Here is a 23,021-nt window from a genome sequence, read left to right as displayed (position 1 = left end):
CCGGTAAGAGGTTGGCTTTTGACCGCGAGCCGAGCGTTTCAGCGGCCGGCCTTCTGCCGGGCTTCTTGGTCGGCGATCATCTGGCTCAGTTCCTTGAACGTGCCTGGCTTGTAGAGTTTGATGCCCAACTGCGCAAACTCTCGTTCGCAGGTGGGCACGCGGCCCGGCTCGGCGGGCTCGCAGCGCTTGGCCTGTAGCACGGCGCAGGACGTGTTCATCAGCCGCACGCTGATGCCGCCAGAGGGCAGCGCGCCGATAGACAGTTGATCCGGTTTGCCCCAGCCGGCTGTGGGCTTCTGCGTCCATTTGAGTTCGTCAGATCGGAACTCGCCTGTGGTGCCGCTGGGGCGGACAAAGCCCGCGAACGCCCCGTTCGGAAACGCTGCCTCCGGCCGATCGCCGAAGCTGAACTCGGCGTCCTTCAGGCCGTCCCTGTAGGGGCCGAAGGGGCGAACATCCACGATGGCCGCCACGCTCTGGCCCGGCCGGCAGCTGTAGACGCCAGCGAATCGGCCTTCAACAGGATGAGGGCCGACGACTTTCTGTTTGCACCGCCGCGCGATTTCCAGCGGATTGCCCAGCGCGATCATCGCGGTTCCCGCCGCGCAGAGGTTGTAGTCCATCCGCGCGCCGAAGCCTGCTTGCCATGTTCCGGTTGACGAGAACAGGCCGGGGTGACCGGAGCCGAATGTCTGCCCGAGCATCATGCCGATGAACCCGATCACCGCCAAGCCGGCCAGGATGGGCGCCAGGCTGAAGACCAGGGCCAGCACGGGCAGCGCAAGGCAGCCGCCGATCCAGGCCCATGCGAGCATCGCGACGACCAGCGCCACCATGCCTGCCCACCCGGGCTGCCCGATGCCGCCCATCAGGGCGGGCAACACACCAGCGCCGACGACGCCGCCGATGAGGCCGGCGACGACGATCACGAACAGCATGACCGCGTTCGGAGAGGCTGAACTCAGCACCGCTGTGCTGGCCGCGTCAGCGGCCCCAAGGGCACCTTCGCCACCGGTGCTGCGCACATGCCCCGAAAAGACGGGCGACCGCATGCGCGGGTCGGACCAGTCCAGCCGCAGTTTGACCGCGCGGCGGATCCAGAAGGCCAGCGCGACGGACGCGGTGGCGTAGGCGATGAGAAGAATCGATGCGATCACGGACGTGCTCCCACAGTGGTTGAACAAGTGGTGAGCGGGGTGACGAACTATTTCGTTGAACTGACCTGCGGAACGTCCCGGACCGATCCGTTGAGGTGCGGGTCCGTGTCCTTCTGTGCGGCTGCCGCTGCTCGGGCCTCGAGGTCGCGCTGGGACGCGCCTGCCGACACGGCGGCCGCGACGGGATGAGGTGTTGCGACGTGTGCGGACGTCTTGTGCGGCATCTGAGCGGTCTGCGCCAGTGCGGCGCCATTCATCAGCAAGCCCATCGAGAGAAGGGCCACAGAGGTTTTCAGGTCAGTCCGGAAGGATGGGGTCATCAGTGATCGGTGGTGAGGGATGTTTCCGCAGCGGTCCCGGTGACTGAATCTCCGGCCGGCCAGTATTTGCACCGACTCTATCACCGATGTATTTAATTAAGTGTGGTTTTTATACATACGTAAAGCAACCCTTATGGCATGGCAACAGCAAGCAAAAAAGTCATCCCCAGGGGCCGGCCCGTTGGCTCCAAATCGACCGACCCGACGATTGCAAAGGCCTTTGGCCAGGCGGTTGTGTTGCTGCGGACAGCCAAGGGTTTGTCGCAAGAATCCGTTGGACTGGCGGCTGCCATCGGTCGTTCGAACATGTCGTCTATCGAGAACGGCCGGACGGTTCCCAATTTTGTCGGCGCGGTCAAGATTGCCGCTGCTCTGGGATGCAGCCTGCCCGTGCTGTCTCGAGAGTTCGAACGAGCCTACAAGGAGCTCCTCCAAGGCACCGAGGGTGACGAGCCGGCCAGGTGACCAGAGGTCGCATTGCCGCCTTCACCGGCCGGCCAGCCGGCCAGTTTTTTCTTGTACGGACGATAGGTGTGCCGCTACAGTGACAGTGTTTGCCGTTATGGCTCGCACCCGATTCAGCGGCATCCCGCGTTTTCTGCCTTGCACACCACATGCCCCAGTTCTTCGACGCACGAACCTCATCGCCTCAGCAGGTGGTGCGTGAGCGTGGCCGGCCAGATTTCGTGGGCATAGCGAGACGATAGGTCACCCATTCCTCAGTTGGCGCGCCGTACTGGATGTCGGCGTCATCGCGGACTTCGTTCGCCCCAACTGAGCGTTATGTATGACTGAAAATCTGTTTGAAACCACTGTCGGCGTGGCCGAGTTGCTGCCGCTGTTTCAATGCCCCGACTGGATGAGCGTTCGGCTCGATCCTGGGTTGTCGCGCGATGGCCGTCGCCTGAGCGAAATCTTCCTGCGCACGTTTGCCCTTATCCTGGGGCGCAGGCAGCCCCGTCGGGCAGCCGTCAGCTGCGTGAGCGTGGACGGTGTCTTGCATGTGATGTTCGACTTCTCTCCGCGACGCGGCGATCTCGAGCATGCAACCCTCAGCAGTTTGGCCGAGTCCCTGCAGGAACTGCACAACCGCCGCCTGGCAGCCGAACTGCGCGACCACACTCAGCCGGCCAGGAGTGAGGTCCCGGACTTCGACCTGCCTGACGTGGACGGCGGTCTCGACCTGCTGGGGCTGGTCACCGGCCCGCGCGCTCTTGAGCCGATCGACGTCTTCAAGTTCGCAGAGAACGCAGAACAGCTCGAGCAGCGCATCAAAGGCCGCGATGGCGAAGCCGGCCGACGAATTGCGCAGACACTGGAGCGCCTGGCGCTCAGCGGCATCAGCCGGCCGATGGCGCCACCGCCCGCTGATTGGCTGCAGCGCCTGGACGCACTGGTGGAGAGCTTCCCCAGCTTCGTGCAGGTGATCGAGACGGCCATCCGCCCGCACATCACACTGTGCGCGCAGGGATTGCCGCACCGGCTGGCGCCCATCCTTCTGGTGGGTGGACCCGGGATTGGCAAAACCACCTTCGCCAATGCATTGGCGGCCTTGCTGGGAACGCCGCCGCCGTTGTTCGTTTCGATGGCGGCTGAGACAAATGGCAGCTCGATTTCTGGATCGAGTACCTTCTGGTCGAACTCCTCGCCGGGTCAGGTTTTCGAGTTCATCGCCTGGGGGCGTGCCGGTCATGATCCGGTCGCGAATGGCCTGATCGTGCTGGACGAAATCGATAAGGCCCACACGACCGGATACAGCGGGCTCGGGCCGCTTTATTCGCTCCTGGAGGAGCACACGTCGAAGTTTTTCGTTGATCAATCGCTGCCCGATTTGATCTTCGATGCCAGTCACCTCAGGCTCATCGCGACGGCCAACAATGCCGATGAGATCCCGGCGGCGCTGCGCTCGCGCATGTTGGTTTTCGAAATCTCGCCGCCGTCCGCAGGGCAACTGATGAACGTCGCCCGGCAGATCCTGGCGGAGCTGATCCGCAAGATGCGAGTGCAGTTTTCAGCCGATCTGCCCGCAGCGTTGAGCGGGCAGATCGGAGACATGAGCCCGCGGGCCATCAAGCACGCTGCGGAAATCGCGTTCGCGCGTGCCGTGATGGCAGGACGCAGCCATCTCGTCGAAGAAGACTGGCCGGCGCTGCGCATGGATGAACGCCAGCCGGCCCGACGCGCAGCGATGGGGTTTGTGCACAGCTGATGCGCCAGGTGCCGGGATCCGGCGCCCTTGCAGTTGCGTCCAGGCTGTGGACACGGTACCTCTGCGGGTCAGCTGATGGTGGTGGGCTCGGCGTCGTCATCCAAAGGCAGTTGGATGTCCACATGGGAAATGCCGGGAGCCACCTGGCCTGCAGCTGCCGCGGGTGGCATTTTGAACACGGCGCGATCCTGGTCGCGCTCCAGCATGCCGGTGATCTCGGTCACGAGCTCTGGCCGCTTGGCCATGACCCATTTGCCAATGATCACGGCCTGGCGCGTGATGCGTTTTCGCTCAGTGGCACCATGCTGCGCGAGCAACAGGGCGCGGCGGTTTTTGAGCTGCTGCAGTTTGATGTCAATCGACTGGATGTTGTTGGGTGTCATAGCGCCACTCGGATACGTTTGCTCAGTACAGTGTATTTATTGGCAAGCCAGCTGTGGGGCTGCGCGATCCTGATTACCCCCGATCATTTCGCCCATATTGCGAATGACTCTTGGATGGTGGTCGCGAACGACCTCCCCGAAGGGCGCACTTAGAGTATTCCTGCGCTGCAGGAATACGTGCGGTCAGGGCTGCGCCCCGACACCCCGGAGGAACTGCAGTGGCAATTTTTCATTTGAGCGCTCGCCCGCCCATTGCTCGCGCCAGCGGCCGATCTGCGACAGCTGCGGCGGCCTATCGCGCCGGCGCATTGATCACCGATCAACGCACCGGCCAGGTCTTTGATTACCGCCGCCGCAAGGGCGTGCTCGATGCGCGCATCCACTTGCCGGGCGGCCGGCTTGTGCACGATCGCGAAAGGTTCTGGAATGACCTGGAGCTGCACCACCGCCGGCGTGATGCCGTGCTCGCGCGCGAAGTTGTGCTCGCGCTTCCCAACGAACTGGATGCCGAGGAGCGCGCTGCGTTGGCCTTCGGCTTTTCCAAGGAAATCGCGCAGGAGTTTGGTGTCGGCGTGGACTGCGCCCTGCACGCGCCATCCCGCGATGGTGATGACCGAAATTTTCACGCGCACTTGCTCCTGACCGCATGCACTGTCGATGCCGACGGCGGGCTCGGCAAAAAAGCCGAGCGGCTCGACCCCATCGCGTGCAAGCGACATGGCGCAGCGGATTCCGTGTCCTGGTTGCGGCCACGCTGGCAGGACGCGGTGAACACCGCGCTTGCCCGCAAGGGCTCCAATGCGCGTGTTGATCACCGCAGCTTCAAGGTCAGAGGGTTTCAAAGGCTGCCCACTGTCCACGTCGGCCTCAATGGTGCTGCAGCCCGAGGGCGAGCCAGCCTCAATGCGCGTTTGCGACGGCGGAATGCGCGGCTGGAAGCCCTCGACGAGCAGATGGGCAAGCTGATACGGATGAAGGCGCGCTTGGCTGCGCGGACCGATCCAAAGCCAGATGACCGGCGCCAGGTACATGTTGTCGACGACCAAACGTCCGACTTGCTGCTGTGGCGACGCCGCGCTCAGCCGAAGATGCTCAAGGGCGGGGTTTCTGCGCGTCAGGCGAAGCCTGGAGGCCTGGAGGCGAGCCCGGAACCGGGCACCACCTGGAACGGCCAGCGGCCGGCCCGGCGACGTCCAGGACGCTGAACTCGGGGGCGTTCCAAGGTTCAGGGCGACCCCCTATGCCGGGGTTGAATGCGTGACTGTAGAATGCATGCATCGAATGCATTCGAGGAGATCGCCATGGCCATGCTGACAGTTCGCAACCTTTCCGAGGAAGTGCACCGTGCTCTGCGCGTCCGTGCTGCCCAGCACGGCCAGAGCATGGAGGCCGAGGTGCGCGAGATTTTGGAGTCAGCGATCAGCCCCAAGGGGCGCGTGAAGCTGGGTTCTCTCCTGGCCGACATGGGCCGTCAAGCCAAGCTGAGCGATGAAGAATTCGCGGTGTTCGAGCAGGTGCGCGACAAGACGCCTGCACGCCCGGTGAGCTTCGAATGATCCTGCTCGACACCAATGTGATGTCGGAGCCGCTCCGGCACACTCCCGAGCCGCGGGTGATCGAGTGGATCGACGCCCAAGCCATGGAGACCTTGTTCCTCTCCGCCATCACGGTGGCGGAACTGCGAGCGGGTGTCGCCCTGCTGCCGGCCGGCAAGCGGCGCGCAGGCCTGCAAGAGAACTTGGAAAAGCGCGTGCTGCCATTGTTCGCCGGCCGCGTGCTGCCCTTTGACTTGGCCTGCACCCAGGCCTATGCGGCGCTGATGGCGAAGGCCCGCAGCGCTGGCTTGGCCGTTGCCACGGCTGATGGCTACATCGCAGCGATCGCCGCGGCCAACGGTTTCGCTGTCGCGACCCGAGACACCAGCCCGTTCGAGGCGGCGGGCGTCACCGTCATCAACCCATGGGCTCAGGTGTAACCATGCGCAGGCCCATGCGGAGTTCGCTCCCGTACTTTTTTATCGCGGCTGAAGCCGCGCCCGTTCCGCTAGGGCGGAGTCTGGACCGTGTCAGCCCATGAACGCAGTAGAAATCGAACAAGCCATTTCAGAACTGGCTCTCCAACCTTTTGACGCAGCGGAATTCCCGTTCACGTTTCTGGCCGCCTTCGGCAACAAGGACACCACGCTCAAGCGCCTGCGTACGGGCAACAACAATGCCTCGGACGTGGCTGGCGGCGTGCTGCTGCGCAACAACATCCACCTCGCGGTGTGTGCGGCCGGCACCGTGGGCGACACGCTCAAGGCGCTGCGCGCCAGCCCGGCCACGACGAAGGCCAAGGCCAAGTTCATCCTCGCCACTGATGGCCAGACCCTGGAAGCCGAAGAACTGGCCAGCGGCGAAACCATTGCTAGCGCCTTTCCAGACTTCCCGAACCACTTCGGTTTCCTGCTGCCGCTGGCCGGCATCTCCACTATCAAGGAGATCAAGGACAACCCCATCGACGTGCGCGCCACGGGGCGCCTGAACAAGCTCTACGTCGAACTGCTGCGCGAGAACCCGGCCTGGGCCACGGATGAGCGCCGCAGCGACATGAACCACTTCATGGCGCGCTTGGTGTTCTGCTTTTTTGCGGAAGACACCAGCATCTTTAGCGACACCGGCCTGTTCACCCGAACCGTGGACAAGATGAGTGCCAGCGATGGCAGTAATACCCACGAGGTTCTGTCCGAAATCTTCCGCGCAATGAACGTGTCGACCCGGCATAACGGCAAGCTCGACAACCGGCACCGAGCGGCGGCGGGACTTCGACTATGGGCTGACCAATTCCCATACGTGAACGGCGGCCTGTTCTCCGGAAGCACCGAGGTGCCGCGTTTCACGCGCATGGCACGCACCTACTTGCTGCATGCCGGGGCCTTGAACTGGCGCGAGATCAACCCCGACATCTTCGGCAGCATGATCCAAGCCGTGGCCGACGACGAAGAGCGCGGCGCGCTGGGCATGCACTACACCAGCGTGCCCAACATTCTGAAGGTGTTGAATCCGCTGTTTCTGGACGATCTGCGCACCGCCTTGGCCGAGGCGGGCGACAACGAGCGCAAGCTGCTGAATCTGCGAAAGCGCATGGCGCGCATTCGCGTATTCGACCCGGCCTGCGGCTCGGGCAACTTCTTGGTCATCGCCTACAAGCAGATGCGCGAGATAGAGGCCGAGATTAATCGCCGCAGGGGCGAGCTGCATCTAGGAAGCGAAATTCCACTGACCAACTTCCGTGGCATTGAGCTTCGGGACTTTCCAGCAGAAATAGCGCGCCTCGCGCTAATTATTGCTGAATTCCAGTGTGATGTGATGTACCGCGGGCAGATGGACGCTGTAGCCGAATTTTTGCCGCTGGATGCGCAGAACTGGATTGTTTGCGGAAACTCTCTTCGACTGGATTGGTTAAGTGTTTGTCCGCCATCAGGGGTGGAAGTCAAGATTGTTTCGGATGATCTGATCAATTATCCATTGAGTGACAATAAAATCGATTTTGAAAATGAAGGTGGTGAGACCTACATTTGCGGAAACCCCCCTTTCACCGGAACTAGAAAACAATCGGTTGAGCAGAAAAGCGATCTTGAGTTTGTATTCTCTGGCTTGACTAGCCAGTGGAAAAATGTTGACTATGTCGGCGCCTGGTTTCTGAAGGCTGCTCAGTATGGCCGGCATTGCGAAGCGCCGTTTGCATTTGTGGCAACCAATAGCCTATGCCAAGGACAACAAGTCCCCATCACTTGGAAAGCTATCTTGTCAATGGGCTACTCCATTCGATTTGCTCATACACCATTTAAGTGGAGCAATCTCGCGAGTGGCAAAGCGGGTGTAACCGTGATTGTGGTCAGCCTCGATAGCCGAAAAGGCGGGGTTCGCACCATATTTACTGGCGAATCAAAGGCTGTGGTGGATCACATTAACCCCTACCTTACATCGCATCAAGTGGATATCGTTGAGGCTCAGCGCAGGCCATCGCGCACGGGTGTAGCTCTTGAATATGGCGTTTACTATTCAAAATCTGCAGGGCTAATGCTGAATTCCGACGAGGCGAACGATTTGCTGGCATCAGGAGTGCCTTCTAGATACATACGCGAGTTCATCGGCTCCGATCAATTTATTAACGGCACTTATCGATATTGTTTATGGATTTCTGATGCGGAGAAAAATGATGCTCTATCATTTCCTGCCATCGCGAGCCGGATTGAATCTGTAAAAAAGGATAGGCTTGAAACCACAGACAAGGCCGTCAATAAGTTAGCAACGCGCCCCCATCAGTTCAGGGAATTCAAGGGCGACGAGAAGAAAAAATTGTTCGTTCCAATAGTTAGTTCGGAAAACAGGGAATACTTTCCGGCCGGGCTGGCTTCTCAGGGAACGATTCCAACTAACAAGGCGTTTTACGGGCCCTCCGGTGAATTGTGGGCGCTCGCCCTTATAGTTTCGAAACTGCACTTGGTCTGGATTGGTACAGTCTGTGGTCGTCTTGAAATGCGCTACTCATATTCCAATACCCTGGGTTGGAACACCTTCCCAGTCCCGGTGCTTACTGAGAAAAACAAGGCAGAGTTGACCGATTGTGCTGAGGCTATCTTGCTAGCCCGTGAGGCTCATTTTCCTGCAACCATCGCAGAGTTGTACGACCCGGACACCATGCCGGACAACCTGCGCCACGCCCACGAGCGAAATGACGAGGTACTCGAGCGCATCTACATCGGCCGCCGATTCAAGAACGATACCGAGCGGCTGGAGAAGCTATTTGAGATTTACACCAAGATGACCGCTGCCGAGAGGGCCGCGCCGGCTGCAAAGGCAGTCAAGGGAAGAAAGCAAACATCATGAGCGATCAGCCTAATAACCCGACCAACGCCTACACCGTGCCCTCGGTGTCCATCTCCACTGCGCGGACAGGCGCATCCAGCAAGGCGAACGAGCTGGGCATGCGCGCCATGCAAGAGCGCGCATATGCCAAGCGCGGTGAGCAGTACCTGCTGATCAAATCGCCGCCGGCCTCGGGCAAGTCCCGCGCGCTGATGTTCATTGCGCTGGACAAGTTGCATAACCAAGGGCTGAAGCAGGCCATCGTGGTGGTGCCTGAGCGGTCCATCGGCGGCAGCTTTGCGGACGAAGCCCTGACACGTTTCGGCTTCTACTGGGACTGGCAGGTGGCCCCGCAATGGAACCTGTGCAACGCGCCTGGTGGCGACGAGCCCCGTGCGGCCAAGTCCAAGGTGGATGCGGTGCGCCAGTTCTTGGCCAGCAGCGACAAGGTGCTGGTCTGTACGCATGCAACCTTCCGCTTTGCGGTGGAAGAGATGGGCATTGCGGCTTTTGACAACCGGCTGATCGCCATTGACGAGTTTCACCACGTTTCCAGCAACCCGGACAACGTGCTGGGCAGCCAGTTGGGCGCTTTCATCGCCCGCGACAAAGTGCACCTGGTGGCGATGACTGGCTCCTACTTCCGTGGCGACAGCGAAGCGGTGCTGGGTCCGGCGGATGAGTCGCGGTTCGAGACCATCACCTATACCTACTACGAACAGCTCAACGGCTACCAGTGGCTCAAGTCGCTGGACATCGGCTACTTCTTCTATACCGGGCCGTATGTGGATGCCGTGACCAAGGTGTTGGACCCGGCGCTGAAGACCATCGTCCACATCCCCAACGTCAATGCGCGCGAGAGCCTGAAGGACAAGCAACGCGAAGTCGACGAGATCATGCACGGCCTGGGCACCTGGACAGGCGTTGATCCCGTCACCGGTTTTCATTTGGTTCAGACCAAAGAGGGCCGCGTGCTGAAGGTGGCAGACCTGGTCGATGACAGCGACGCAGCCAAGCGCACGCGGGTGCTGGGCGCGCTGAAAGACCCGGCGCAAAAGGACAACCGCGACCATGTGGATGTGATCATCGCGCTGGGCATGGCCAAGGAAGGCTTCGACTGGATCTGGTGCGAACACGCGTTGACCATTGGCTACCGCAGCAGCCTGACCGAGATCGTGCAGATCATCGGCCGCGCGACGCGAGACGCCAAGGGCAAGGAGCGTTCGCGTTTCACCAACCTGATCGCCGAGCCGACGGCCGAGCAATCCGCCGTGACCGAGGCCGTGAACGACATGCTCAAGGCCATTTCTGCCAGCCTGCTGATGGAGCAGGTGCTTGCGCCACGCTACGAGTTCACGCCCAAGAATGCGGGCGCTCAGGATGGCTTCGTCTACAACGGCGGCGAGGGCTACCAAGAAGGCCGAACCAACGTCGGCGTGAACGAGGCCACAGGCCAGTACCACGTCGAGATCAATGGCCTGGCCAAGCCCGAAACGCCCGAGGCCACCCGCATCTGCAAGGAAGACTTGAACGAGGTGGTGACCAGTTTCCTTCAGGACAAGACTGCGCTGGAGCGCGGCCTGTTCGACAAGGAAAACACCGTACCCGAAGAGCTGACTCAGCTGCGCATGGGCAAGATCGTGCGCGAGCGGTATCCTGAGCTGAGCGAGGCCGACCAGGAAGCCATTCGGCAACACGCCATCGCCGCGATGAACATCACCCAGCAGGCGAAGCTGGCCTTGGCCCAGGCCGACGCTAGCGGCAGCACGGTGCAGGGCAGCACGGCCTTGCTGGACGGCGTGCGAAAGTTCGTCAACGTGCGCGATCTGGACATCGACCTGATCGACAGCATCAACCCGTTTGACGCCGCCTATTCCGTGCTGGCCAAGGCGATGGACGAGAAGTCGCTGCGCCAGGTTCAAGCCGCCATTGCGGCAAAGAAAGTGAGCATCCCCGAGGAAGAAGCGCGCGACCTGTCAAAGCGGGCCTTGCAGTTCAAGAACGAGCGTGGTCGCCTGCCCGACATCAACTCGGCCGATGCCTGGGAGAAGCGCATGGCAGAGGGCGTGGCAGCCTTCGCGCGATATCGCGCCCAGGCCAAGGCAGCGCAAGCGCAAGGGGAGTCCAGCAATGGCTGACCTGGACGATGACGAACTGCTGGACGCTCTGGGCGTCGACGCGACACCACTCAAGGCCTCAAGCCACACGCCGCGCGAGGAACGCATCATCGCGGGCTTTGAAGACATCCTGCTCTTCCACCAGACCCACGGGCGAGCACCTCAGCATAGCGAGGGTGGCGACATCTTCGAGCGGCTGTATGCTGTGAGGCTGGACCAGTTGCGCAAGTTGCCGGAAGCGCAAGTGCTGCTGGCAGGGCTGGATGCCCCGGGGCTGCTGAGCGGCGCCGTTGTAGGCAACACTGATGTCGATGCCTTGGACGAGGATGCGCTGCTGGCCGAGCTGGGCATTAGCGCAGAGCCTACGGACGCCAGCGACATCACTGTGCTTCGCCACGTCAGATCCAGTGTCGAGAAACGCGCGGCTGAAGAGGTGGCAGACCGCACGCCGTGCGGTGACTTCGAACGTTTCCAACCCCTGTTTGAGCAGGTGGAACGCGAGCTGAAATCCGGCGTGCGCAAGGCCCTTCCTTTTGGCCGCGATGCCAGCGTTTTCAATGGCAATTACTTCATCGTGGGCGGCCAGCTTGCCTATGTGGCCGAGGTCGGCGACACGATCAAGGCCCCGAACGGCGAAAGCGATGCGCGCTTGCGCGTCATCTACGCCAACGGCACCGAAAGCAACCTGCTGCGCCGCTCGTTGCAACGGGCGCTCTACAAGGACGAGACCGGCCGGCGCCTCTCCGACCCAGACATGGGCCCCTTGTTCGGTGGCGAAGCCGAGCCCGACGACATCGAGTCCGGCACGATCTACGTGCTGCGCAGTAAGTCCATTCATCCGTTCGTGGCCGAGCACCGCGAGTTGATTCACAAGATCGGCGTGACCGGCGGCAAGGTAGAGACCCGCATCGCTGCTGCCGACAAGGATGCCACCTACCTTCTGGCCGATGTCGACATCGTCGCGACCTACAAGTTGCACAACCTTAACCGCACAAGGCTCGAGAACATCTTTCATCGCCTGTTCGGTGCGGCTCAGCTAGACCTGACGATAGAGGATCGCTTTGGGAGTCCCGTCAAACCAAGGGAGTGGTTTCTGGTGCCACTGCATGTGATCGACGAGGCCGTGCAGTGCATTCGCGACGGGTCGATCACCGGCGTGTCATACGACCTCACCACCGCTCGGCTGATTCATGGCGCACAGTAGATTTATACTGTGCAAATAAACAGTGCATTGATGTGCTGCACTGAAAGATGACTTATGGGAAAAGACACCCGCATTGAATGGACGCACCACACCTTCAATCCATGGTGGGGTTGCGTGCGCGTGTCCGATGCTTGTGACCATTGCTATGCTGAAACCTGGGCTAAACGGCTCGGGGAAGATGTTTGGGGCGCAAAGTCGGAGCGCCGCTTTTTTAGCGATGCGCACTGGAAGGAGCCCCTGAAGTGGGACCGCGAAGCGAAGGAGAGCAAGACCAGGCGGCGTGTGTTTTGCGCCTCCATGGCGGACGTTTTTGAGAACCGTAAAGACCTGGTTCCTCATCGGCTTCGTTTGTTGGAACTCATTGCGGCCACGCCCCATCTTGACTGGCTACTGTTGACCAAGCGGATTCACTTGGTGCGCAAGCAACTGCCGAAGGGCTATGCGTTCCCTTCCAATGTCTGGCTCGGTGCAACCGTTGAGAACCAAGACGCTGCGGGCAAGCGCCTGAAGTACCTTCTGGAATTCGACACGCCCGCTGTGCGGTTCCTTTCGTGCGAGCCTCTGCTCGGGCCGCTGGACTTACGCCCGTGGCTGCAGGTGGGCGAGGCCGGCACGCGGGTGGATTGGGTTATCGCTGGCGGCGAGTCAGGGCCGGGTTCGCGGCCCATGGAGCCGCAATGGCCAGACGACCTTCGCAAGCAATGCAACGACGCTGGCGTGGCGTTTCATTTCAAGCAATGGGGGCATTGGGCACCCCTTGAGCAGTCGTCAGACGTAGTGACCGGGCGGACTCCGATTCACATCGTCAGACGCGATGGTTCAGAGGTTAAATTGGCCGCCGTCGGCAAGGGGAAAGCTGGCCGCACTTTGGGCGGGCGCCATTGGGATCAGTTTCCCAACGTCGAGAATCAGGTTTAGCGTCGATTCACACCGGAGAAAGGCTAGCTCTTGGCACAGAGTCACTACGATTGGGGGAACGGTCCGGCAGAGATCGATCCGCATAGTGTCACCAAGCACGAGGTGCTTGTCGGCTACCTGATTCGGTACTTCGAGCAGCGAACGCTGAATGCCCGCGGCCGGGAGCGGCTTCGGATTACGCTGGTTGATGGTTTTTGCGGTGGTGGGCTGTATACGCTTAAAGGCCGGAACAAGGAGGTTATGGGTTCACCTCTTCGTATGCTGGCAGCCGTCGAGGAAGCACGCGTTCTGATCAACGCCAAAAGAACGAAGCCGCTCGATCTGGATGTCCGATATGTATTCATCGACAAGGACGCGCGGGCACTGTCCCATCTGAGGAAAGTCCTGCAAGATCGCGGTTATGGAGAGGCCATTGGTCACTCCATCCACATCATCCACAACGATTTTGTTTCGGCGTCGTCCTCGGCGCTCCAACTGGTCAGAGACCATACGCCACGCGCAAACACTGCGCTTTTCTTTCTGGACCAGTACGGCTATAGCGACGTCCCGGCGCCGCTGATTCAGAAGATATTTTCTGAGCTGCCAGGAAGCGAGGTCGTCTTGACATTCCATGTCTCGGCGTTCGCGACCTATACCAACGACAAGTTCACAGACCAGGTGTCTGACAAGTTGGCCATAGATATCCGTACTGCATTGGGTGGCAGAACGGTTGAACAGATCAAGGAAGAAGATTCAGCGGATTGGCGGCGCTTCATTCAGGCGGCGCTCTATCAGGCTCTGGTGCGGGGATGTGGGGCTGAGTATTTCACGCCATTCTTCATTCGAGGTGAGGGCAGCGGCCAGGGCGAATACTGGCTGGTGCATCTCTCTCGGCATCCCCGTGCGCAGGACGTCATGAAGCAGGTGCACTGGATGCACCAGAATCATTCCATCCACTACGGCGGTCCAGGCCTCGACATGCTCGCCACGCACATGATGGGTTTTCGACAGGAGTTCACCGGCGGATTTCTTTTCGACGATGTGGCGCATCGGTTGTCGTCTGAGGCTCTCGTTCAACAATTGGCCGACAACATTTACGGGCGAAGCCAGCCTGTGCAGATCGGGCAGTTGTACGCCTCGACTTGCAACACCTCGCCGGGTACCTCCGGCATGTACAAAGACGTTCTGGAGAAGTTGTCCGGTGAGAAGGACATCGTCATTCGTGCCGAGGACGGTACCGTTCGGCGGCGCGCGAGGTACATGCGTGACACCGATTGGATTGAGCGCAATCGGCAGGGGTCGTTGTTCAAATCTCCGGAGGTGCTCGCGCAATGAGCTTTCGTCTTGTCCATGACGCGGACCCCATGCCGCATCTCCCAATCGAACTTGGACGGGCCGGTGAGGGGGTTGGTCGCTGGGTTCCCGAGATGAAGCACACCTTCCTGGCGAAGTATGTGGAGGGCACGCGGCGCGCGAGGGAGAAGTTCAAGCAGCGCGTGTATGTCGATCTGTTTTGCGGGCCCGGGCGCATCCAGGTCAAAGGCGAAACGATGACGCGCCCCGGCGGCGCCCAGGTCGCATGGCAACATTCGTTGCGAGACGATATTGCTTTCACCTCATGCCTTGTTGGCGATCTGGATGCTGCCCGTGCAGCCGCCTGTGCAGAGCGCTTGCGGGGTATGGGAGCCCCGGCCGTTGCATTCCCGGGTGCGGCGGAATCCACGGTAGATCAAGTGCTTGGGCAAATTCCTAAAAGTGCACTGTGCCTTGCGTATCTTGACCCCTACAACCTCCAGTACCTTTCGTTCAACGTGATCGAGAAGCTGGCCCGCCTGCCCTATGTTGACTTTGCAGTCCATTTCAGCACGATGGATTTGCGGCGCAACATCCTGATGGAGTACAACCCCGACCGCGCGCGATTCGACGACGCGGCACCTGGTTGGCGCCAGCATGTCGATCCTCTCGCCTTCGTACGTGGCGATGCTGATGAGGAATTTTTTGACTATTGGTGCGGGCGGGTCAAAAAACTCGGGTTCTCGATCAGTTATCGCATGCCTCTGGTTCGCGATGACGGCAATCGGCCTCTTTATCACCTAGTCTTCTTCAGCCGTCATGAGCTTCCGAACCGGATCTGGGGCGATGTTGCGCAAGGCCCGAATCGGGAGTTCGACTTTTGAGCAGGTGTTGCGGCAGGCTGGTGCTGCTCAACTCATTCCGATAGCCGCCGGACATTAGGCCGATGATTTCCGCCCTCATGGACACCTGCGTTTGGCTGGATCTTGCTCAGGATAGCAAGCAGACCCCGCTGCTGCTGGTCGTTGAAAATATGGTGAAGTCGGGCGATCTCAAGCTGATCGTCCCGAGGGTGGTCATTGACGAGTTTCGGCGAAACCGCGCCCGGATCTCCAAGGCTAGCGCACGAAGTCTGAGCAGCCACTTCCAGGAAGTAAAGGCCGCCATCACCAAGACGGGAGGCAATGAGGAGCAACGCAAAGCGCTGTTGGCCCAACTGGACGACGTAAACCATCGCGTGCCGCTGATCGGCGGCGCAGCGGAAGGCGTGCTTGATCGAGTTGAAGCGCTGCTGGCTAGCGCGGAGGTCCTTGAGGCAACTTCGACCGTGATGGTCAGCGCCGCCGATCGAGCGCTACACCGCAAGGCGCCGTGCCACCATGAGAACAAGAATTCGATCGCGGACGCCATCGTGGTGGAAACGTTCTTCGAGGCAGTGAAGGCGGGCGTGCCAAGGAGCCGCTTCGCCTTCGTCACGCACAACAAGAATGACTTCAGCGTGCTGGCCGGCAACCAAAGAACGCCGCATCCAGACCTTGCCGAGGGCTTCTCCAAGCTGCGTTCGATGTACTTCATCAGTCTGGCTGAGCTTTTGCAGCGGGTGGACCCCTCCTTGGTAGATGAGTTGGTGTGGGAGCAAACATGGACACAGGATCCTCGCGGCCTGTCGGAGTTGCTCGCGGCGCACGAGATTCTGTGGAAGCAGGTTTGGTACAACCGCCACAAAAACTTGGAGTGGAAGATTAGCGAGGGCAAGCACCGCCTCGTCACGCGGGAGGAATGGGACAAGGCAGGTTCCAAAGCGCACAACGACATGACGCTGGACACGGTCTGGCACAGCGCTTTGGCAGCGGGTCAACGGACAGCCAAGGAACTGGGCTCGGACAATATCGGACCCTGGGATGACTTCGAGTGGGGAATGATCAACGGCAAGCTGTCAGCGATCCGCTGGATGCTTGGCGACGAATGGGACATGCTCGACACATGACGCCCACGACTGCACCTGTTGCCGAGGCTCCCGCAAAGGAGGCGGACCTGTCTTTGCTGGAGTTCTTGGAGCTCACCGGTGGCACTCCGCCAGATGAACTGCGCGAAGTCGTGGGAGAGCGGCGACGTTGGCTTGAGATCTTCGATTCCGACGACTCACCTTTTTAGTCGTCGCAATGACTGAGAAAAGTCATGACCTCCCCGACCTTTCTCCGCAAGTTGACCGCGAAAGTCGGCGAACCCACGACTTTTGAAGTCGTTCCGGCTGAGCAGTCCGTAGCGTTGTCTGGGGGCTTTGATTTCGCCCTATGCGACCCTACATGGTGATTCCCGCGATGCCGGCCGTCAAATAGCGGCATGCCTACGGTGCAAGCCAAAGAGACAAGAGATGATCAAACCACAGACGATGGAAGACGCAGCGCGCAACACGGCCGCTGCAGGCCTGTTCCAGCAGATTTCGACCGAAGAGAAGGCCGACAAATTAGCCGACAGCATGCGTAACATGCCCGATGCGTCCCTGCGGCTCATGTCGAAGATGAGTGGTATCCCAGCGCATCAAACCGACCTGCATGTGGCCGTGATGCGTGGGCAGGACAACGAATTCAGCCAGGGGCTCGCCGCGCTCGACGGGTGGTTCCAGCCCGGTGACCTCATTTTGATGACGGGGAACCAGACCCTCGCCAAGGTGCAGAAGGCCCTGTACGAGAACGCACGGTCCAGCCATGTTGCGATCGTGCACGCGGATTTCATCTGCATCGATGCGATTCCTGGTGTGGGCGCTTCGAATCGGGTGCTGCCTGACGTCTTGGCGGATGTGGAGCCCGGCTGGCGCGTCATTCGGCACAACGCTGTCGGCCCCGACGATGCCGACAACTTCCTGCGTGCATGCGCCTTCTACCTGGCGCAGCCCTACAAGATCCTCCCGTCCAAAAAGTCGGCCAAGAAGTTCGCGTATTGCTCTGAGCTGGCGAGGAAGATCTACCGTGACATCGGTGTGGCCGGCACGGACATTCCCGACGACAGCATCATTGGGCCGGCGCACTTCGATCGACTGGCTGACCAGCACCCGAACTGGGTGGACGTGACCGAGTCTTTGCGGCCAGCGGTCGAGTTCTGCCAGAAGTACCCGGAGATTCTTCGAGCGACCGCCAAGCTGTTCATCGACGGGCTGAAACTGAACCGGCGGCGTTTTGAGGAGCGGACCGAGCAGCTCGCCAAGATTCAAGTGCTGGTGAAGGCCGGCAAGTTGAGCCGGGCACAAGGGCAGGCTGCGACGGCCCAAATCCGGGCCATTGAGCAAAACATGAACAACACATTCTGGGACGTGCCTCGACCTGCCGGCGGATTCAAGAGCCGCGCGGCGGAAGCCGACCCGCGTCAAAATTGAGCGAGAAACGACTTACGCCATCTCGTCCTCTTCCACGCCGCCTCTGAATTTCATAGGGATATCGATTTTGGGGATGGTCTTGAGCGCCTCAAATCGACGGTGCAGTTGCTCAGGGCGAATGTGGGTGTAGCGCTTCAGCGTGTTCCAGCTCGCATGGCCAGAAATAACCGCCACCTCTTCGATTTTCAGACCATGCCAAAACAGCATCGAGATTCCGGTGTGACGGAGGTCGTGGAAGCGAAGGTCCTTGATTGAAGGCAGGCCGGTCTCTGCGATTCGATCCCGAGCGCGCTCGAACGCCGATGAGACTGAGTCCATGTTGTGCGGAAACAGTCTTGCGTCCAGCTTTGGAATGGTCTCCAGAAGTTTCCACGCTGGCTCTAGCAGCGGAACGATTTGGTCGTGGTACTCCTTTTTCTTCGGGTGCTTTACTTGGCGAAGAAGGATGGTGCGACGCTTGGTATCGATGTTCTTCCACTCCATTTTTCCGAGCTCACCCAGGCGCCGAGGGCAGGCCAAAGCGAAGTGGTAGATGGGGTCTCCTCGTTTTCAGTGCAATAAGTGACGGTACGAAAAGCTAGCACTGGCGCGGAGGTGGTGTTGGTAGATCGTTGATTTCATTGACTTTCCTGTTCACTTTCAAATCTGCGATTCGTGGCGTCAAACCGTGGTCGGTTTCATCCATTGGTGCCAGTTATCGATGCATTTGGCCGCGAAGGCAGGATTTGGTCAGCATAGCGGTCAACCGGGAAGCGAAACACACCCCGCAAGTTGATGCTCTCCAGCCTGGTGGGCGCAATCTTCCCGATCAGTTCCGGTGGAATGACCTGGCGGCGGTTCGACCAGCGATCCAGGACCGCCTGCATCTGTGAGGTATTCCACGCCATCACGATGTTGGCCATCAGGCTCAACGCATCGGCCACAGCCTGCATTTCATCGACACGTTTGGCCTGCGCCGGGCTGATCCGGCCGGTATAAATGGCGCGCTTGAGGGCGTTAACAGCCTCGCCCCGATTGAGCACCCGGCGCAACTCGTTCCTGAAAGCGTCCTTGACAAAGTAGTCAGCCAAAAACGCCGTACGCAGCAACCGCCCCAATTGCACGCCAGCCTCATAGATTGGATCGCCCTGGGCGGCAGAACCGAACCGCGCAAGAGCTGCCACCGCACTGGCATGTCCGCTCATGACCGAGGCTGCCAGGTGCACCAGACTATCCCAATGCTTTTCGATCAAAGCGACGTCGACATTGGCTTCGCACACCGCAGCGATTTCTGCGGGCACTTTGGTGCCGCGTGGCACAAAGAGGTGGCGCTGTTTGAGTTCCTTCAACCGCGGGCAAAGATCAAAACCAAGCAAACGGGCATGTGACATGGCAAAGTCGGTGTAGCCATGGGTATCCACAGCAAGCTGGCTGGTCTCCAGCTTTTCTTGGCGGATGACACCTTCAATGGCCACGCTCGCCTGGCGCTCATTGAGCACAAAGGGCTGCGCATGGAAGATGCCCCACCGGTCTTTTACATGGGAGTAGATTCCAATGGAAGGTGTGTTGCGCCGAGGATCAAGCCGGGCTTGCCACACCCGTTTGGTGGTCTCCATGCTCATCATGTCAGAAGATGCCAAATCGGACCGCCCCCAGGTGGCGGCAATCGGGTGTCGCTGCATGAATTCCAGCACAGCCTGGCAGGCCTGGCTCAGACGCCGTTCGTCCCGCGCCCAGCGCATGGCCTGGCGAATGCTGGTGGCAGACAATTGCGGAATCATGCGCGCGCATTCGACCGCAGTCAGACTGGTGCCGTGGGCCATGATGCCGGCATAGACCATCAGCAGCTCGTCGGTAGAGCGCGGCTCACGTCCGAGCATGATCCAGCTAAAGCGCACCTGGGCGTCAACGGCCAGAATCACTTCCGGCAATTGAACCTCACCGATGCGGTGATCCAAAGCCGCGCGCAGCTTGGTCACTTCTGGGTCTTCGTCCTCTGCGGGCAATGGCGACAAATGGAGTTCATCATCCACGCGCAGTACGCCACTGCGGGCTGCAGCGGCCACCGCATCGACACCGGCAGTTACTCTGGCCAGCAAAGGCTTCAAGAAAGTGGCAGCCTTGCTGGGTAACGATAGACGGGCATAGTGTTTCTTGGACTCTGCCTGCCAACGCTCGTCCGTGAAGAACAAGCGCGCACGACCCCGAAAGCTCAGGCTGTGCTCAATCCAGACCGAGCCATTGCGCACCGCGCGGCGCAGGGCAAACAGGGTGGCCACCTCCAACGCCTGAAACGCCCGTTCCCGGTCTGGGCTGGAGATCGAAACCTGCCAGATCATTCCCAGACTTGGTGCCACCACTTCAACTGGCAGCTTTCTGGATCCTTTGAGATATAAAGCTTGCAGCTTGGCAAGGTACTCGATGGCAGGATGCTCGCCGGTGGCCTGCCAGGGCAGCTTTGCAATGGCGACGAGCAACGACCGCACGGGGCGAATTCCATCAATCAATCCCTCGCGGACCAGGGAGGCCCTGCTCGGTGGTTTGCGTTTCTGGGTTTCGGTGATCAAGGCTTCAAGACGGGCACGCAACTCAGCATCTGGCACCGCACCTTGCGCGCTCAAGGCAACAAGTTCGCCGAGCAGCGTTTTGTACATTGCGGCCCAATTGACGGTAGCGGGGACATCGGCGGCAGCCTGACGCCACAGATCGGCGATCCGGCGCTGCACCATAAGGATCAACTGGTCTGTGGTGGTGAACAGGCAATACCGAAGAAAGCATGCGACCTCCACGGTGCGCGCTGGCTCTTTGATCTTGGCTCCGGCTGAGGGCGGCCTGGAGACAAGTCGGCGCGCGTAGCGGCGCAAGATGAGATCGGGGATGTCTGCCAGGTGCTTATGAACGTCCAGCGTGTAAAGCAGGTCGATGCGCTCCAGTACCTCGCTGATTTGGCGGGTTGAGTGTTTCGCCGGTGCAGCCCATAGCCAACTCTGCTGGGTTTGTCCATCTGGGCGCAGCTCTGAAACTGAGGCTCGCCAGCGATCAAGTGTTGCTGGATCAACGCTGGCGGCGATGGCGGTGCCTGTTTCAACTTCAAGCTGGGCAAGTGCCGCCGCAATCAGTGTCCGAATTGCCCGCTCGTGCACGATCACCAGCTTGTTCTTGTACAGCCATTGACGCGCCCGCACGAGTAGCTGATCGCGGTCGGCGCAGCGCGCCACTTCGTCGCGCAGTTCACGTACCAGTGAGCGGCGCTGGTGCTCGCTCATCCACTGGAATCCAAGGACCGTGCAGGCTACTTGTTGGTGATCGAATAGCGTGCGCCCGCGTTCATACATGGCTCTCAGCGAGGCGACTTCTGGTGCTGCAATGCCAAGCTCGTTGCCAAGGTGGCGCCACAAGGCTACTGGAATTACCCGAAAGGCACCGAGCAAACGCCCACTCATGCGCAGGAAACCAATATGGAGCGCCAGACCAAGCTTGTGGGAATCACCTCGGCGTGCATTGATTGCGTCGCGCTCGGCACCATCGAAGGTGAAAAATGCCTTCATCTCGAAGTCGCTGATATCGCGGGGGAGCCCACGCATCCCCAAAAACGTTGTGTGCCAACCCTGCATCGTGAACCTCAAAAGTGGGAGGCCACCATACCCGTTTACAAAGCGAACAGGAAAGTCAATGAAATCAACGGTCTACCCAGACCACCCCCGCGCCAGTGCTAGCTTTGCGTACCGTCACTTATTGCACTGAAAACGAGGAGACCCCGCCTCACGGATCAGCGCCACCATTTCCGCTGATGCCCACAGGTCGTAAGGGCTGGGCTGCACCGGGATCAGCACCCGCTCAGCCGCCAGCAGCGCGGAGCGCGCCAGGGCGGCGATCCTGGGCGGCCCGTCGATGACGACGTGATCGGCCCGTCTGGCGAGTTCTGGCGCTACCTGATGCAGGTTTTCGCGTGCCAGGCCCATGACGCTGAACAGCCTTGGCAAGCCTTGCTGGCTGCGGCGCTGCGCCCAGTCCAGCGCAGAGCCTTGCGGATCGGCATCCAGCAGGATGACCGATTGCCCGCGCATGGCCAGCTCGCCGGCGATGTGCGTGGCGAGCGTGGTCTTGCCGACGCCGCCTTTCTGATTGAGCAAAGCGACGATCATGGCGCGGCCCTCCAAGCTGGAAAGCTGGCCTGCATTTGCCTTGCAGAACGGGGTTGGTTTGGACTTCTGGCTTGCTGCGCTTTTTGCCTTTTGGCGGTTGTCCACCGAAACGGCGCGCTGCTACTACAAGTTAGAGAATTTAAGTTAGGTAAGTTAAGGGAGGCCGAAACCCGCTCCAGCATTGGCTTTGCGGGCGATTGACACGCCTGATAGCACGATAGTCCCACGCCTGATAGCACGATACCTGGCACGCCTGATAGCACGAGCCCGTCCACAGGCCGCGCACCGGTTATCCCCGTGCCGTGTATGGCACGGGCCGGAAGGTCAGCAGTTCGATGCCATCCAACCGCTCGATGCCCAGGACATAACCGGGCAGCGACTGCCGCGCCACCAAGGCGCGCAAGTCGCAGGCGAAGTCGTAGGGTTTGGCCGTGCTGCCCGATTTGCGGTGTAGGTGCCGGAAGTCGAACTGCCAGCCACCGGGCTGGCGCCCGCCGTGCTTCCTCACCAGCCGGTACAGCCATCGCTCGATTCCACCCGTCAGCCGGAAATACGCCGGGTCGATGGTCAGCACCAGTGCCGCATCCATCACACCCGCATAGAACCAGTCCGGCAGGATCAGTTCGATGCCCAGCGGCGTGCCGCGGGCATCGGCCAGTTCCTTCCATTCGTTGATCCACGAGAAGCGGTGCAATCGCCGCCCGGTCGTCTCTCGGATGGAGGTGGCCACCGTGGTGGACTGCAAGCGATCCAGGGCCGCTTTGAGGCGCTGGTAGTCGCGCAGCGACGTACCACGCCCGATGAAGCGCAGAATTTCCTAGGGCGTGGCCTGCATCAACCGCGACAGGCGCAAGCCCGCATCGCGCGCCTCCACGATCTGGCTGGCGGCCCAGATCAGCACGTCCGCATCCCAGATCGTGGCGATGCCGTGCTCGGCCGTGCCTTCCACGCGGATCGTCACGCCGCTGGTGCGGAAGTCGATCGGCGCCGTGCGCCGCGACTTCGCCAGCGAGAAGAACGGAAAGGCCATCAAGTCCTGGCTGTCGCGCGGCGCCATGTCGCCCGGCAAGGCGCGGAACAGGTCTAGCTGTTCG

At 60.4% G+C, this 23,021-nt stretch carries 18 protein-coding genes and 2 pseudogenes; 13 read left to right on the top strand and 7 right to left on the bottom strand.

Going from position 1 to position 23,021, the window contains the following annotated elements; genetic code table 11:
- Positions 1-38: 38 nt before the first annotated feature.
- Both CCX87_RS19320 and CCX87_RS19315 read right to left on the bottom strand, forming a co-directional pair.
- Complete coding sequence (locus tag CCX87_RS19320; protein WP_087748549.1) at positions 39-1,157, bottom strand: hypothetical protein; 1,119 nt, start codon at positions 1,155-1,157, stop codon at positions 39-41.
- Between the two features lie 47 nt (positions 1,158-1,204).
- The gene (locus CCX87_RS19315) at positions 1,205-1,477 is read right to left on the bottom strand and encodes a hypothetical protein (protein ID WP_087748548.1); all 273 of its coding nucleotides are present in this window, start codon (positions 1,475-1,477) and stop codon (positions 1,205-1,207) included.
- A gap of 138 nt (positions 1,478-1,615) precedes the next feature.
- Here CCX87_RS19315 and CCX87_RS19310 point away from each other — a divergent pair, with 138 nt between their 5' ends.
- Both CCX87_RS19310 and CCX87_RS19305 read left to right on the top strand, forming a co-directional pair.
- Entirely contained in the window at positions 1,616-1,942 is a 327-nt protein-coding gene (locus CCX87_RS19310) for a helix-turn-helix domain-containing protein (protein ID WP_087748547.1), read from the top strand.
- A gap of 322 nt (positions 1,943-2,264) precedes the next feature.
- On the top strand, positions 2,265-3,686 hold the full coding sequence (locus CCX87_RS19305) for an AAA family ATPase (protein ID WP_087748546.1): 1,422 nt from the start codon (positions 2,265-2,267) through the stop codon (positions 3,684-3,686).
- 68 nt (positions 3,687-3,754) lie between these two features.
- On the opposite strand, the gene CCX87_RS19300 is transcribed toward CCX87_RS19305, so the two are convergent.
- Positions 3,755-4,069: a hypothetical protein gene (locus CCX87_RS19300; RefSeq protein WP_087748545.1), complete on the bottom strand. Its 315-nt coding sequence runs from the start codon at positions 4,067-4,069 to the stop codon at positions 3,755-3,757.
- Between the two features lie 218 nt (positions 4,070-4,287).
- Between CCX87_RS19300 and CCX87_RS19295 the strand changes: the two genes are divergently transcribed.
- From CCX87_RS19295 to CCX87_RS19245, 11 genes are all read left to right on the top strand, one after another.
- A complete protein-coding gene (locus CCX87_RS19295) occupies positions 4,288-5,274 on the top strand; it encodes a MobA/MobL family protein (protein WP_157667154.1) in 987 nt (328 codons plus the stop codon).
- 96 nt (positions 5,275-5,370) lie between these two features.
- Positions 5,371-5,625: a FitA-like ribbon-helix-helix domain-containing protein gene (locus CCX87_RS19290; protein WP_087748584.1), complete on the top strand. Its 255-nt coding sequence runs from the start codon at positions 5,371-5,373 to the stop codon at positions 5,623-5,625.
- Positions 5,622-6,044, top strand: a complete 423-nt coding sequence (locus CCX87_RS19285; RefSeq protein WP_087748543.1) for a type II toxin-antitoxin system VapC family toxin — start codon at positions 5,622-5,624, stop codon at positions 6,042-6,044. The genes CCX87_RS19290 and CCX87_RS19285 overlap by 4 nt, the downstream gene beginning before the upstream one ends.
- Positions 6,045-6,141: 97 nt before the next feature.
- Complete coding sequence (locus CCX87_RS19280) at positions 6,142-8,940, top strand: DNA methyltransferase (RefSeq protein ID WP_087748542.1); 2,799 nt, start codon at positions 6,142-6,144, stop codon at positions 8,938-8,940.
- On the top strand, positions 8,937-11,057 hold the full coding sequence (locus CCX87_RS19275; protein ID WP_087748541.1) for a DEAD/DEAH box helicase: 2,121 nt from the start codon (positions 8,937-8,939) through the stop codon (positions 11,055-11,057). The genes CCX87_RS19280 and CCX87_RS19275 overlap by 4 nt, the downstream gene beginning before the upstream one ends.
- Complete coding sequence (locus tag CCX87_RS19270; RefSeq protein WP_087748540.1) at positions 11,050-12,240, top strand: GIY-YIG nuclease family protein; 1,191 nt, start codon at positions 11,050-11,052, stop codon at positions 12,238-12,240. The genes CCX87_RS19275 and CCX87_RS19270 overlap by 8 nt, the downstream gene beginning before the upstream one ends.
- A 54-nt stretch (positions 12,241-12,294) precedes the next feature.
- A complete protein-coding gene (locus CCX87_RS19265) occupies positions 12,295-13,158 on the top strand; it encodes a DUF5131 family protein (protein ID WP_087748539.1) in 864 nt (287 codons plus the stop codon).
- Between the two features lie 30 nt (positions 13,159-13,188).
- The gene (locus CCX87_RS19260; protein WP_087748538.1) at positions 13,189-14,472 is read left to right on the top strand and encodes a three-Cys-motif partner protein TcmP; all 1,284 of its coding nucleotides are present in this window, start codon (positions 13,189-13,191) and stop codon (positions 14,470-14,472) included.
- Entirely contained in the window at positions 14,469-15,314 is an 846-nt protein-coding gene (locus CCX87_RS19255) for a three-Cys-motif partner protein TcmP (RefSeq protein ID WP_087748537.1), read from the top strand. Before CCX87_RS19260 ends, CCX87_RS19255 begins: the two co-directional genes overlap by 4 nt.
- 62 nt (positions 15,315-15,376) lie before the next feature.
- Complete coding sequence (locus CCX87_RS19250; protein ID WP_087748536.1) at positions 15,377-16,417, top strand: PIN domain-containing protein; 1,041 nt, start codon at positions 15,377-15,379, stop codon at positions 16,415-16,417.
- Between the two features lie 387 nt (positions 16,418-16,804).
- Positions 16,805-17,803, top strand: coding sequence for a hypothetical protein (locus CCX87_RS19245; RefSeq protein ID WP_087748535.1), 999 nt, complete (start codon positions 16,805-16,807; stop codon positions 17,801-17,803).
- 12 nt (positions 17,804-17,815) lie between these two features.
- On the opposite strand, the gene CCX87_RS19240 is transcribed toward CCX87_RS19245, so the two are convergent.
- The 4 genes and pseudogenes from CCX87_RS19240 to CCX87_RS19220 all read right to left on the bottom strand — a co-directional run bounded on the left by CCX87_RS19240 (position 17,816) and on the right by CCX87_RS19220 (position 22,984).
- Entirely contained in the window at positions 17,816-18,322 is a 507-nt protein-coding gene (locus tag CCX87_RS19240) for a tyrosine-type recombinase/integrase (protein ID WP_157667153.1), read from the bottom strand.
- Between the two features lie 158 nt (positions 18,323-18,480).
- A complete protein-coding gene (locus tag CCX87_RS19235; protein ID WP_087743256.1) occupies positions 18,481-21,396 on the bottom strand; it encodes a Tn3-like element IS1071 family transposase in 2,916 nt (971 codons plus the stop codon).
- Positions 21,397-21,540: 144 nt separating this feature from the next.
- Positions 21,541-21,927 (bottom strand): annotated as a pseudogene (gene parA, locus CCX87_RS19230) (ParA family partition ATPase); the annotation flags it as partial.
- A gap of 289 nt (positions 21,928-22,216) precedes the next feature.
- A pseudogene (locus CCX87_RS19220) lies at positions 22,217-22,984 on the bottom strand (replication initiator protein A).
- Between the last annotated feature and the right edge of the window lie 37 nt (positions 22,985-23,021).

The organism is Acidovorax sp. T1 (assembly GCF_002176815.1).
Lineage (GTDB): Bacteria > Pseudomonadota > Gammaproteobacteria > Burkholderiales > Burkholderiaceae_C > Acidovorax.
This window is presented reverse-complemented; position numbering and strand designations above follow the sequence as displayed.